This window comes from Chryseobacterium sp. MMS23-Vi53 (genome assembly GCF_047651245.1).
Lineage (GTDB): Bacteria > Bacteroidota > Bacteroidia > Flavobacteriales > Weeksellaceae > Chryseobacterium.
Window position 1 is genome coordinate 3950079 of record NZ_CP180265.1, and the last position, 15034, is coordinate 3965112.

8 protein-coding genes are annotated in these 15034 nt (G+C 32.4%); 4 read left to right on the plus strand and 4 right to left on the minus strand.

Annotation, left to right across the window (positions count from 1 at the left end):
- Position 1: 1 nt before the first annotated feature.
- Positions 2 to 3634, minus strand: coding sequence for a DUF5977 domain-containing protein (locus tag ACKX2A_RS17730; RefSeq protein ID WP_415326260.1), 3633 nt, complete (start codon positions 3632 to 3634; stop codon positions 2 to 4).
- Positions 3631 to 5172 (minus strand): T9SS type A sorting domain-containing protein, encoded by a 1542-nt coding sequence (locus ACKX2A_RS17735; RefSeq protein ID WP_415326261.1) that lies wholly within the window; start codon positions 5170 to 5172, stop codon positions 3631 to 3633. Before ACKX2A_RS17735 ends, ACKX2A_RS17730 begins: the two co-directional genes overlap by 4 nt.
- Positions 5173 to 5979: 807 nt before the next feature.
- Here ACKX2A_RS17735 and ACKX2A_RS17740 point away from each other — a divergent pair.
- The 3 genes from ACKX2A_RS17740 to ACKX2A_RS17750 all read left to right on the plus strand — a co-directional run bounded on the left by ACKX2A_RS17740 (position 5980) and on the right by ACKX2A_RS17750 (position 11020).
- Complete coding sequence (locus tag ACKX2A_RS17740; protein WP_415326262.1) at positions 5980 to 6504, plus strand: DUF6252 family protein; 525 nt, start codon at positions 5980 to 5982, stop codon at positions 6502 to 6504.
- Between the two features lie 764 nt (positions 6505 to 7268).
- The gene (locus ACKX2A_RS17745) at positions 7269 to 9146 is read left to right on the plus strand and encodes a T9SS type A sorting domain-containing protein (protein WP_415326263.1); all 1878 of its coding nucleotides are present in this window, start codon (positions 7269 to 7271) and stop codon (positions 9144 to 9146) included.
- A gap of 845 nt (positions 9147 to 9991) precedes the next feature.
- Entirely contained in the window at positions 9992 to 11020 is a 1029-nt protein-coding gene (locus ACKX2A_RS17750; protein ID WP_415326264.1) for a hypothetical protein, read from the plus strand.
- Positions 11021 to 11708: 688 nt separating this feature from the next.
- On the opposite strand, the gene ACKX2A_RS17755 is transcribed toward ACKX2A_RS17750, so the two are convergent.
- Both ACKX2A_RS17755 and ACKX2A_RS17760 read right to left on the minus strand, forming a co-directional pair.
- Entirely contained in the window at positions 11709 to 13181 is a 1473-nt protein-coding gene (locus tag ACKX2A_RS17755; RefSeq protein WP_415326265.1) for a hypothetical protein, read from the minus strand.
- A gap of 4 nt (positions 13182 to 13185) precedes the next feature.
- Complete coding sequence (locus ACKX2A_RS17760) at positions 13186 to 13524, minus strand: hypothetical protein (RefSeq protein WP_415326266.1); 339 nt, start codon at positions 13522 to 13524, stop codon at positions 13186 to 13188.
- Positions 13525 to 13923: 399 nt separating this feature from the next.
- Between ACKX2A_RS17760 and ACKX2A_RS17765 the strand changes: the two genes are divergently transcribed.
- Positions 13924 to 14925, plus strand: a complete 1002-nt coding sequence (locus ACKX2A_RS17765) for a tetratricopeptide repeat protein (protein WP_415326267.1) — start codon at positions 13924 to 13926, stop codon at positions 14923 to 14925.
- Positions 14926 to 15034 lie beyond the last annotated feature (109 nt).

The window sequence follows — 15034 nt, forward strand, 5'->3', positions numbered from 1 at the left end:
CTTAATTGTTAAAATATAGTTCTAATTCGTAAGTCTTTGGAGTATTATTGGGAAATGGATTAAAAGATTGTATATAAATATCTCCATTTGGCTTTATAGTGTAAAATACATCACCATTGGTATTATAAGAATTTAACTCATATGTTGGTCTGCAACTTCCATTTATAGTAGCTATCTTGACTCCAGGATCCTCATCCCATTGAAAGGTAGTTGAATTCGGTCCAGTTGTAAATGATAATGTAATTACATAATACCCATTGGAATTTACTGCTGCCACACTTCCTGTTCCTGATATTCCAATTGATGAATTAAAACTAATTGGGCAACTAAATGGAGTACAAGTACTATTTGCATTGGCTATAGTTTGCCCATTTGTATTAATATCTGTTTGTGCTTTTTGGTCAGCATCAACTTGACTTATGATTGACATATATTTGTATGCCGGCACAGTATATGTAAAGGGAGATCCTACAGCATTACTTCCACAACTGGTATTATTAAATACCCAGCTCTGTTCAGAATTATAGTACATGGTAGAAGGATTGTTCTTGTACTTGTATTCTTTTAATATATTTCCATTTACATCTACAACCTTGTTCAAACGTTTAGCTGTATCATACAAATAGTTTTCTCTTATTCCGGAAGGAGGGGTTATACTCCTCACTCCAATTAGAGGGTCATAAGTATAAGTTGTGATTTGATAATTAGATAGACTGGTATCATTTCGGAAATTATCTAGTATTCCAAGAAATGATGATTCATCATTATTAGGAATTGCGGCATCGTCTATTATTGAAGCATTAACAATACCATCAATTAATGATTGTTGAATATCAGAAAGTTTTGCTCCTACGATTTTTGCAATAGGTTTAGTTTTATTATACCCCCAAATAATCGTTGTAGAAATAGAATTTTGAGTTGTGTATTGCTGTAAATTTCCTTTTTCGTCGTATTTGTCATAAATCACATTAGTATAGTTAACGCTAGGGTTTTGTACGTCATAAGAAATTTCAGAACTTGGAAGAAGTTGGGATGGAGATGAGTTTTCATATTTAGTCTCCACTTTAGAAATCGTTTTACCATCTTTTTTAACTTCTCTAATCAACGGAATTCCGACCAAATTTGCAGTAACAAGAGCATTACTTCCCGTAGCGTATGTATAGTTTGTTTGAATTACAGAATTTTCGGATGAAGTATTATTTGTCTTACTTAAATTAAGATTTAATGAACTGTCAAATATATTTTCTGACTTTGTTATAACTTGAGTATTGCCATAATAATCTGTTGTAGTTATTTTTTTTGTTGGAGTGGAATTCAGAAATCTTTTATATCCTTGAACCCAAAAGGCGCTCATATGATTAAATGTTACATAATTATTATTATCTTTTGAATTATTAGGATTATAATCCATATTATCATAATATTCGTATTCAACTGTTTTTATTGGATTTACAAAATCTGTCTGAGAAAAAAATTTATCACTTATTGGTCTTCCTCTTAAAACACTTTTATCTATACTATATAGATTTAGCCAATTCTGAAAAAGATTGGGAGGTGTAAGGATAGTATATGAGTCTATAGAGGAATTATAAGCTCTTATATTAGGTTCACCAGGGTTAAAAATATCGGGATGAGTCTCATAAGTTGTAAAATTATGCTCTGTATATCCTTTATTATTTTCAATTTCAAATACCTTTGAATACCCTATATTATAACTGTCAAGACTGTTTTTCTGCACATTTGAGCTTGTTTTTAGAATAAATGAATTTATAAAAGGAGCTGGAGCAGCTGAATTGTCTATTGTAATACCATAGAAATACCTTGGCCAGCTCATCAAGATACCAGAACTGGAAGAGTTCGTAAGGCTGGTGGTATATTTATACTCTTTTGTACTAGCTACCCCATTTTCGTTTAAACTAAAGATTTTTCTTATTCTCGCTCCACCGGCTAACCCTCCGTTATTTGTCAAAGTTGGTAAAAAAGCACTGGAAGAAATTCTATCAACTCTTTTCCCATAATATTGCGGTTCATACTCAAAAACACTGGATCCTTTAGTTGGATAAATAATTTTCTTTAATAGGGCTACATCATAATTTTGTGGTTCAGCGTCACGAAATGTATTATTTAAAGTATAGTCACCTGTTGCTGGGTCGTAAGTATCTAGGGGAGCAAGTTGTGTGTTAGAATCTTTACTGTTCCAGTACCCCCAATGGTCAATACCTTTTGTGTAATATGCGGGTAATATACCTGTTTTATAATATTCAAAAGAATAAGTCTGATTACTGGATATATCTGTAACTGATTTTAAAAAAGGTCTTTTAAATTCACCTCCCAAATGATCATAGGATAATTGAGATTTCTTTATCAAGTTTGTTTTATGATAAGTTTCTACATTATCAATTACCCATTCATTAAAAACTTTATTCGCGGAAAATGGGCTTAATGTAAAATGTTTAATGGGATATCCTGTATCAATATAGTTGATCTTAATCTCATCATCCAAATATTTAATTGATGTTAAAACTGACTTTTTCAACATAACGAATGTATCTTTAAGTAGATTTTGTCCTGAAATGGAACTAAAGCAGCTTTGAACAGGAGGAGCATAACATTGTTGATATGAATCACTTCTACCACCATCCTGACTGAAGCTATCCATAGATAATATTTTGCTATTGGCACGTAGATTATCCCAATTATTGAGATGACAAAAAGTATCGTCAAACAATGTTCCTTGCTGATAATTAAAAGTGATTTCTTTTCCATTAGTAAAAATAACTTTAGACAAACTAAAGGAACTAATAACAGGATGTCCACTAAAATAATCGTTGGGATATTCGGGAAGTACCGAGTAAGAATATGATATTTCATACTTAGAAAGATCTCCACCAAAAATATACTTAGTCCCCTGTCCATCAGTTATGGTAATTGTAGATGATGCAGGAGGGACACAGAAATTTTTTCCGCCATATAAAGCCATTCCGGATAAATCTACTTTGATATTAGGGTCATTAGACTCCACAAGCACATTACCATCATTACCTACCATAAACTTTCCGGTAAGACCCAAAGCGGTAAACCTAAATTCATCAGGCTCTCCTTCATATTCATTTGGATAGGTTCCCAGCCACCAAGAGGTTCCATCTGTACTGCCCGTTCCCCCATTTAAATTGTATGCCTGAACATTTGTTGTAGTTGGATTTGATTTTACCCCTTTTAAAAACCCGTGCAGGTCAACTGCTTCACCATAAGGATTAAGCTGATAAGCGTCTTGTAAATTAGTTCCAACATATTCATCAGCAGTTCCATTTACAGTTCGTGAAATCCTTCCACCTGCAAGCATAGACCAACCCATTCCAGCCGCATCGGATTTTTTATGTGGAATGAAACCTGAAGAATCATAATTTAAAGTTATTGGAATAGCTGAGCCAGCAATATCAAGCGATGTGATTGATATTTGTAAATCGATTGCACCGGTATATAAATTGACAGGTACATTTCCATATTTTTCAAAAGCATATGATTGAGGAGATTTTATTTCAGCATTCGGAGTAGTCATATGCGTCTGCCCAAATGTCGTTATAGTGAATAAAAACAAAGAAATTGTAAATAATTTTTTATTTTTTAATATCATTTTTTTATTAGTTTAGCATTAGCAGTTTTATTCGTATCCGTCTTAATCGTGATGAGATAAGCACCCTGAATCAAATTTTGAGTATTTATTTTTGTCACTTTGTTCTTAGTTTTTAGGCTTTGTAATTGTCTTCCTCCCATATCATACATCACAATATCAGCTTCCTTGAAATCAAATCCTATTTCCACGTACGCATAATCTGAAACAGGATTTGGATAAATCTTAATATCCTGTTTTTCGATCAATTGATCGATCTGTTTATCTCCCAGCTTTATAATTTTCCAGTTTTCTTTGCCAAGTTCTTCTGCACTTGTTCCAGCTAAAACAATCGATCCGTCTCTGTTTAATTTAATATCAGATAATCTCTCTTCTCTTTTTCTCGATTCTCCTTTTACATGTTTTCTCCACTGCTCATTTCCATTGTAATCTAAATAAAGCATCCAGAAAGTTTCATCATCATTCTCAATTCTTCCTTCAGCTTGCGTGTAGCCTCCAAGTAAAATCCCCTTTGAAGATTTATCATCTGAAGAATGTAAAACACTCATTCCCATTAAAACATCTCTGTTTTTGAAATTGTAGGATTTTTGCCAAATTTCTTCACCTCTTTCGTTTAAAGAAATGAGCCATAAATCTGTTCCCTCTTCGATGCCAACCGATTTATTTCCTGATCTCTCAGATCTTGATTCTCCGCCAATCAAGTATCCTATTGATGTTAAAGAAAGTGTTCTTAAATGATCATCTCCTTTTCCTCCAAAGCTCTTTTCCCATTCAACCTTTCCGTCTTTTGAAAGTTTAATAGTCCAATAATCGCCTTCACCAAAGTTTTCTGTTTTCTTTGATCCTCCTTGATTACTTCTTGAATAAGCTCCTAATAAAGCCCCACCGTCTTTCGTTGGAATCATTTTCTCAACTTCATCCAAACCTTTACCGCCTAAAACAAGCTGTGATAATTCTTTCCCGTTTTTGTCAAGCCTGACAATTAGAACATCTTTTGATCCATAACCTTTTAAAGAGTTCTGAACGTTCCCAGCAACAAAAAAGCCTAAATCTGTAGTTTGAATAACAGACCTCGCCTCTTCGTCTGAGGTTCCTCCGATGGTTTTCTGCCACAATTCGTCACCAAATTCATTGATCCTGATCAGCCAGATGTCGGATCCTCCTTTGGAGTCTTCTTTTTTATCCAAAGATTTTCCGGAATAAGTGGTGCCAACAAGGGCAAAACCGCCCTCTTGCGTAGCGACTGCTCCGGAAAGAAAATCATGGTTTTGACCTGAGAAATATTTTTCCCAGACTTCTTCCCCTTGCTGATTTAATTTAACCAAATGATAGTCGTAGCCGTTATTTTGCTTATTTTCCGTAGATATTTTTTTTGATTGAATCGAGCTTCCTAAAATGAGATATTGCCCATCGATCGTAGTTGTAATTTGGGAAAGAAAATCCTGCGTCGAGGACTTGATATCTTTCTGCCAGAGGACTTCTTGACCCGGAATACTCAAGAATGTGCACAACGAAAATGCACTCATGTAGAATTTTTTCATGCTTATCTTGATTTAAGTTTTATATTATTAATTTTGACATAAAAATAACTTTTTTAATTAAACATCTTATAAATATTTAAACATTTAATATATTGTTATTGTCTATAACAAAAATAGTTTAGTAAAACGACAAAATTTGACGCATTAAAAAAAATATATTATAATTTCAATAAAAGATTTATTAACATTAAATTTTGCAACTTCAAATTTCTTTAAACAACAGAGAAAAAGAACAACTAATTTTTCAAATGATAACAATACACAATCATACTATTGATATAATAACTCTAGAAGGTAAGTCTAACATTAACCTAAAAAATAGGTAAAAGAAAAGGGGGGAACAGAATTCATAATAATGATAAATCATGATTCATGAAATAAGAAAACAATTGATTGATTTAGCAAGATCTAAAACAACGTGGAGTTACTCTCAATTAAATAATCAACTCCAGCTTAATCTAAATTTTGATAACCCATCGGATAGACAATTAATCGGAGAATGGTTGGGAGATATTTCATTACATTGTAAAAAAATAACCTCTCAGGGGCGAGAGGTTTGACTTAAAATAATCTTGACATGAATGTAGTAAGTCATGATGCTAAGTTATAAAAATTTGCTCTAAAAATCTTAAAAAACGAGCAGCATTTTAATTTGTAAATTTCTTTTTTGTGATTTACGATACCCCGCAAATTAATATTGCCTAGAATAATTATCTTTTATTCTTATACATTTTTTTATAATAAAATAAAATTTTAAAATTTCAAAAACTATATTTGAATGTGTTGAATATAAAATAAAAAAAATTTATGAAAAAAATACTTACAATGTTGATTACAATTGTCCTAATATCAAGCTGTAAAGATAAGGATCAAGAAACCAATATTTTACCCGAAGTAACTCAGTCCGGAAAAAATACTGGCGGAGCAATTGTCGATGGAAAAGTTTGGGTGGCAAAAATCGAGGCACCCAGTTCTACACCAGGTGGTAATAGTACTTATTATTCCAATACTGGTAATAAGTTCAATTTAGAAATAACACTTCGCGAGTATAACAATGAAACTTCTTTAATAAAGCTGTATGTTAATGATGTCCAACATATATCACCTAAAACATACTCAATCTCCCCTTTACCAAATTTTGAAGGATACTACACGACTTCGAATTACATTAAATATGACATAACTCCGTCGACCGGCGGTTCCATTACTATTACAAATTTTGATTTCTTCAAACAAGTTGTTTCAGGTACGTTCAGTTTCAAAGCAGAAAATTTAAATGGAAAAATAATTAATGTCACAGATGGTCGCTTTGATAAAAAATATTCTCAATAGTTTACTTTCGTTAAATACTAAATACAGCATTTCTTTGGAATGTTTTAAAAAACGAGACAATGGGAAATAGTAATTCTGAGAATATTGATTTCTAATAATTTTACACTGAAAAATAAAAAGTATGTATTAAAAAATTGTTTATAAGTGGGCTTATTCTAATACTTGCATGGCTCTTAATGCTCATTTTTGGAGCTGGGATATTTGTTTCACAAGATAATTATTCTCAAATTGCTATCAAACTTTCAGAAGTTTGCTTCGTATTTTGGATGCCTGTTTTAATTCTTTGAGTTTTGATCGCATTCTCTTCACTAATCATTAGGTTAATATTGTCACCAAAGTAAAATGAAAAACGTAAATTAGAATTTGGTAAAATACAATCTTATAAAACGATGTTCCAATAGCATAATCAAAATCTTTCATCACATGGCCCTACAAATATTTTTCTTAGGAGCCATCCCTAATAATAAAGATACTACGCATAGGATTGATTTTTGGAACAGTTGAAGTTTTCTTTATAGAAAAGAAACGTAGGAATCATATTAGGAAGATTCTGTGATTAATCCAGGATGTTAAATTGGAATATAACTCACCACATATCTTCAAAAAAGATTAAATAGAACTTTATAGTAAAAAAATTCTATTTATGATTTAAAATGGCACTTTTACTCTTTTAGAAATTAAATTGTGTAGTAATGGTTGTATTTTTATTGATTTACGCAAAAAATTAATATTTTTAGCAGATATTTGAATAAAACTAAACCACTATGATTTCTAAATTTAGCATTAAACTCTTATTCTTATTAATTCCCATTTCTACATTTTCTCAAACTTATCAGTGGCAATGGGCTAAACAAGGCGGCGGAAACAACGGCTCGAGCGGCGTTGGGTTCAATGAGGTTACCGATGAGATGATTCGAAGTGTGGCTGTGGATAACCAAAACAATTATTATTATCTTTCTACTGTATTTCAGGGTAATCCCCAATTGGACGGCCAACCGGTAATGCATTACGGTTCCAGAGATTTGCTTCTATTTTCAACGGACTGTCAGGGTAATATCCGCTGGAGCCAGACAATTGGCGGCTATGGAGATGGAGAAAATGCCTGGAAACTGGAGACCGATAATAACGGAGGACTTTATATTATGGCTAATGTGGTAAATCAAGCCAACGTTAATGCGCCTTCTAATTATACTGCGACTCATTTTGACACGAATGTTGCTCTTCCGGTGGTGAATGTTGCTTACAACAGCCCAGAATCACATCCAGGTATCAATACCGCTTTTCTTTTAAAATATAATACTTCTAATGGATCCTTAGTATGGCAAAAGCCTTTACAGGGCAATGTAAGCTATGCGGTAAGATATGCTGATAACGGTGTATGGTGTATGGACAGTGCAAAAAATATTCACGCAGTTTTGGGCTTTGCGTCTGGAACACATCTTGATGGATTAATTACAGTGCCATCCTCCTTTACCGATACATTTCAGTATTATCTTATAAAATTCAATTACAATAATGGAAATATGACTCCGGCACCCAACCCGGTATTACTTCCCATTTCAGGTACTTTGGCATCAGCAGTTGGCGGAGGAAAAATAAACATGCTGTATGATGAAACCCTAAACAGATATTATATTGCAGGATCCAGAAGTTCAAGTTTCGGGAGCCCGTTCCCCTTTTCATATAACAATATTCCGGTAAGTAATGACGGATTTATGCTGGCGATTAATGTTGCTAACGGAAATGAAATCTGGAGAAAAGAATTTAGCGCGCCCAGTACCACCTCTCAGGACGATAAAATATTCGGGCTTGTAAAAGACAACGATTCCAATCTCTATCTTTCAGGATACTATTACAGAGGAGTTACTCCTACAGCCGCAGCTACGTTTGGAAACTATAGTTTTCCTGTACCTTTCAATAGTGGTTACAATCCTTTTGTCTTAAAAATGAATTCTTCTGGTGAAGTTCAATGGTCAAAGATTCATGAAGGTTTAACAGCTACAGCACCCATGGGATATCGTTTTATGAGAGGATCTTTGGTACTTAACGGTAACGAACTGGCATTTATCAAAGGGGCAATCGGTGACAAGTGGGGGACATTTCAAATGACCAGAGCACAAAATGACCTGGCAGATCCTTTATTAGTAAGATTGAATAAAGATACCGGTGATGTTATAGGGACAAATGAAATACAGAGCAACTTTGGTTTTCAGGATGAGCTTTCTTCAATTGCCGTAGATAATGACGGTAATTATGTAGTAGGCGGTCTTTTCCACAGCCAGTTGTTTACAAATCCCTCCGATGGTGTAAATACACTAACTGCAGCAGGAAACAGCGGGAAATCACAATTTTTTATTTCCAAACTTGCAAAGTCTGCCTGCGGCCAACTTGGGCTTGAAGAAATATCATCCGAAACATCAATCAGTATATATCCTAATCCTGTGCATGATATTTTAAAGATCAATAGCAAAGAAGCAGTCCAATCTTTTGAAATTTACTCTTCAGCGGGTCAGCTTATAAAAACAGGCAGTTTATCTTTAGGAAAAACTTCGGTTGATGTAAGTCAATTAAATAAAGGTATTTATTATATAAAATTAAAAACTGCAAAAGCTTCAGGAAGCGAGAAATTTATAAAGAAATAATTCTAACCTAATGAGAATTCCATATTATAATATATACCGTCTAATTAAAACTTAATATTTATATTAAAATCTCAAAAAACGATTAAAATATTCTATCCATCCATATTTATCAGGATAAATTGCCGACAAATTAAGATTTTTCCAAAAAGTGACTTTTGCTCGTGATCATTAAAACTTTACGGTGATATTTTACTACCCTTTATTCCTTAAAAATATAAAAAGGGCTTATAAAAAACATAAGCCCCCAAACACTAAGGAATGAAAAAAAATCCTCGAGTCAAATTTAAGTTCATTTTTGATTATAACTATTACTGCATTTTTACTCAATTAAACAGATTGGGTTCTAATTTATAAAAAAATAGCACTGGAAATAAGTAAATGGCATTTCAGAGATAGTCTATTTTTGACAAACAAAAAGTAGAATTATCAATAATTGATAAATTTTTCATTGTTTAAAAAAATTATTGTAAAAAAAATAACCTCTCAAGGGCGAGAGGTTTGACTTAAAATAAACTTGACATGAATGTAGTAAGTCATGATGCTAAGTTATAAAGATTTGCTCTAAAAATCTCAAAAAATAATACTAAAAAATTTGCATCCGATTATCCTAAATGATATTTATACTTAATACTTATATATATTTATTTGTATTTTGAAGAAAAATTGTAAATTTATTATTATTTTATATGGTTGTAAATCAATAATATACTTGTATTAAGTATAAATGCAGTATTAATTAAACTAAAAGAATCTTTTAACTTTGCAAAAATTTTTATAGTGATAAAATTATCTTTAACAAGATCGGTTTATTGATTAAAAATAGCTAACACACTAAGAATAAAACAATGAAAAAAATAAATTTATTTCTAATGGTAATTGTTTCAAACTTTTACCTTGCCCAAGTAGGTATAAATACAGCAAATCCTCAAGGTTCTTTTCATGTCGATGGAGCAAAGGACAATCCTCAAATAGGACTGCCCAATGAATCTCAACAAGCTAATGACTTCAATGTAACTGCAGATGGAAAAGTCGGAATTGGAAAAATAAATCCAACATCGAATCTTCATATACAAAATAGAGGTTCTGCGACAGGTATTGGAAGTGGTGAAGCAACAAATACTGGACTATTGGTAGAAAATCCAATTACAAACAGTTCAATTCTATCTATCTTAAGAACAAGTGGTACTACAGGAGTTAAACAGGCTGTAATGGGAATTAATCCAAATTTCAATAGTAATAATGGTATCTTTTTGATTTCAAGAACTGTAGGTGGTTCAGAATTCGCTATTGATTTAACTAATGGGAATGTAGGGATTGCAAACAATGCTCCTACCGAAACCTTAGATGTTGCTGGAAAAGTTAGAGTTCGAACCACTGATATTGCAGGAGGTTCAACAATAATATATCCTATCTATTCTGATCCGTCTGGAGTATTAGTGAAAATATCAACATCCAATACTTTTGGGCAACTTGTTTCAAATGATTCTGGTCAAATAACTTCAGGAAGTACAGCGACACTTATAAATGGTCTGCCTAATGGTTCAATTTATAGAGCTGTAGTTAAAGTGCAGGATGGCTGTGGAAATATTGGTTTGGCTGAATATTATATATATACACAGACCTTGAATAATTTTCAGTCGATAAATGGCTTAGGTGGTATTTTAACTGGCGGAACCACACAGAAATCTCCAACATTTAATCAGATAAGTAGAGATGTTATTTCCACTACATGGACAGGCAAAGCAAATTGTTCAGCTGGCGGATCTGGAATAGCATTTAATCATACTTTGACAGTAATTCCGGGCTCCGTTCAAATTACAAATAATGGAGATACAAATTTAAATTATCTTGTAACACTTACTCGGTTAAATTAAAAATAGATAATTTTATTGGGTTGCTAATTAATAGTCTCAAAAAACGATGAAAATAACTATTATGACTTTTGAAGAAGCGTTAAACGAACAAAATCAAGCTATGAAAACTGTTATGGAAACAGGTCATTCATATAATTATTTAATAGTGCCTGAAATTACGGAATAAAGAGATAATATAGAGATGTGATGAAATAAAAATTTTTCAATGTCTTTATTTTAGTAGTAAAATCCGCTCTGCAACACACAGAGCGGATGAAAACACAAACACTAAAAACTGATGAAAAAACAGTTTTTAATCTGTAAAAAATAAATCGGACTGGTATTTTTATGCCTATTGCTGAATAACTTCATTACCACGGGGTGATCGTTTTCTTCTACAACAATCTTATTTTCTCCGCGAACAAGTCTGAAACCATAATTTGAGTATCGAAGTTCATAATTTCGTTTTTCAAGTTCTTTCCATTGCTAGATAAATTTATATCTAATATCGAAAAAAAACTTACTACATTTCTACTTTAAAAATATGCGTAAATGAAACTGAATAATAAAAAATTATTAATGATGACATTTTTGAAATTAGAATTGCTTTTTTGACGAATATAGAAATACAATTTCAATTATAAAAGCCAAAGATAAAATACAATAAACCTTTGGCTTAAAACACTAAGCATTAAAAATCAAGTATTTTTTATTGTACATCTCCTACACAGATAGCAAAATAACCGTTCACATCTGAAAATGAAGGAATACTTGCAACCACTTCAATTTCATCAAACCATATACCTCCTATATTTATTGCTCCAGAAAAGCCATTTCCACTTCCGTCATACTCTTTCGTTAATTTAATGTTACCTTGAGACACACTAAAATACTGACTGCAGAAAGCCGACGTTTTTGTAAAAGTTGGAGTTACTATCGCTCCATTTCTTTTCAATGTTACTTTATTGTTTGCTTTTACGGACATATGATCAAATAAGTATAATTTTATATTACTCACGTTTTTATTGAACTTTATTCTAATAGTACTACTTAATGCTGAAGTTTCCGTAAAGAAATAAGACTGATATCCAGTAGAACATGAATAATATGGTGAGTCTGAGGTAAAATTAGCAGAACTAGGATGTGCATTGTTTAGAGTAACCGTAGCAGAAAGAGGCACTCCTTTCACTGTCCCATTCACTGTTCCTGAGTTAGAATGAACTCTCCAACCTGTACAATTTGCAGTCAAATCGGGTAAAGGAGGATTTCCTGAAGTTACATTTCTTGTAATAGTGCAGGATTTTCCACCAATATTTAGTACAAAACTAGCAGTTCCAGAAGAAGTTGGGGTTCCTGTGATTTTATAATTAAGCGTTCCACTTCCTACAGCAAAGTTTCCTGGTGCCAAAGTAGCGGTAAGACCTAAAACACCTGTTGAAGTTACAGTTTGTCCATTGTGAGTTCCTCCGTTTCCTCCCTCATAGGATATATCTGAACTTACATTATTTGCAGCAGAGTTACTTACTAATGAACCATTATGTGTTGCTGATGCACATTTCAAATCATTAATAGTTCCAACAGGAGCAATAACATTTCTTGTTAAAGAACATATTTTTCCGGCAATTTCAATGGCAAAAGTTGCTGTTCCGGTAGATGATGGCGTTCCTGAAATTATATATTCAAGAGTTCCGTTTCCAGTTTCGAAATTTCCGGGCGCTAAAGTTGCCGTTAATCCGGTAACACCTGTAGATGGAACAATTTGCCCGTTGTGAGCACCTCCATTTCCTCCCGTGTAAGAGAATGTTGAAGAAACACCAGATGCAGCAATCCCACTGGTAAGGATTCCGATATTTGAAACATTATCACAATCTAAATCTCCAATAGAGCCTCCTGCGTCGCAAATAGTATCACTCAAACAATTGCTCCATGCTCCGGTTCCTTTATAAAGCCTTACACAATCGTTGGTACTGTCGTAAATAATTGTTCCGGGAACTACATTTCCTCCCAAAGGATTTAAAATATTATTTACATCTGCATTAGTGGGAAGTACCAACCCCATTGTGTTGGTATCATCATCTTTATTAATATCAAGAGCACCTCTGGGATTTGCTCTTCCGATTCCGATCTGAGCGGAAGATAAAGTGATGTTACATATAATAGCTAAAATTAATATTTTTTTCATTATTTCATTTTTTTGTTGCGTTTTTAAGCGTAGACGCTTCATTCTTTTTCAAAGCGATCGGAGTAGGTGTAAATCTTATACAGTCACTCCATATCTGTGTTTTCTTGTAAAACCTTACACAATCTTTCGTTTTATCATAAATTGTAGTTCCGGGTATTATCGTAAGATCTTGCGGATTTGTAATATTGCTGACATCCGTATTGGTGGGAAGTACCAGTCCCATGTCATTGGTAGTATTTTTATTAATGTCTAAAGCTCCGCGAGGATTGGGCGTATTCATCCCCACTTGTCCGAAGGCTTTACATCCTATTAATAAGATTGCTGTCACAAACATTTTTTTCATTCCTTTAATTTTTAGTGAATTTTTTGTTTTTTTTGTGTCTTAATTATAAATTTAGAATTGTTTTCATTCATTTTTCTTTGCGTAGATAATTATGAGGGATAATTCATCTGCAATACATTTTTCTTATCCTTTCTTGTGTGTTTAGAATCGTATTTCGATTTCGAAAAAGCTGACTAGTCTTTTGTTTATGTTTCCGTCGAAATTCTGATGCAAATTTATATCTACTACATCATAAAAATACTACTGCAATTCTACTTTAAAATTCATAAAAACTTAAATAACAATATGTTAAATTGTAAAATGTAGTTATTTTGTAGTACTGTTCAGATCAATATTTTAACTTGAAAATTATTTATAACGAATGTTTTTCATTAATTTTGATTTACACACTAAAATATTATGTTGAAGAAATCTTTTATTATTTTATCATTCATTTTATCCATTTTGTATAGATCACAAACTTTAGATGAACTGGACGGTATGACAGAGGTTTATACAGAACAAACGAAATATCAGGAAGCTATAGATCTCAATATTGAAAGTCTGGGAAAATATAAAGATGAAAAAAATAAAAAAGGAATTGCGGTAGCTTATCTTAATCTTGCAGATTTATTACGAAATCTAAATCAACCCAAACAGGGTCTTGAAAATCTGGATGAAGCAAAAAAATATATTAATTCCATAAAAGATAATGTTTTAAAAGGAAGATTATATTTTCAATATGCAAAAAGCTATTCTCATCTTGATATAGAAGGCGAGGCAAATATCAATTACAATAAAGCGATTCAATATTTTGGAAAAGCTGGAAATTCAGAAAAGGTTAAAAAATATTTATATCAAGCTTACATCGGAAAATGGGCAGATTTTGAATACACTAAAGCAATAGATTCTGCTGTTGTCACCCAAAACAAATGTTTAAAACTATTTCCGAATGATCCGATGGTGTATACCTTAATTGCTTATCGTTATGTAGGAATGAACAGTCATTTCGATACGATAAAATCCAATCTCGATAAAGCCATTTCGTTGTCTCCAAAAGGAACTCAAAAAGGAACAACACTTCTTACTCTTGGAGATTACTATACTCTAATCGATGATTTTCCCAAGGCATTAGATTGCTATTTTCAGGCATTGGAAGTTTTTCAAAAAATTGGCAGGAAAATAAGCATCAGAGATTGTTATAAAAATATCAGACGTACTTATTTGCTTTTAAAAGATAAAGAAAAAGCTGATGAATATAGTAGAAAATTTAAAGAAGTAAATGATGAAGTGGTAAAAATTCAAAAGGAATCTTCAATGTATGCTGTAAAAAAAATAGTCCAGGAAAAGGAACAGGAAGAGCAAAAAAAAGAAATAAATTATACATTATTATTGGATTCATCATTATGTCATCTTTATTAGGAATTTATCTTCTTCGTAAAGTATATCTTAAAAGACAAAAAACAAAAGAAGATCTTCTGGAGAAAAAAGAAGAGCTTCTGGAGAAAAAAATAAAACTATCGAAAGAAAA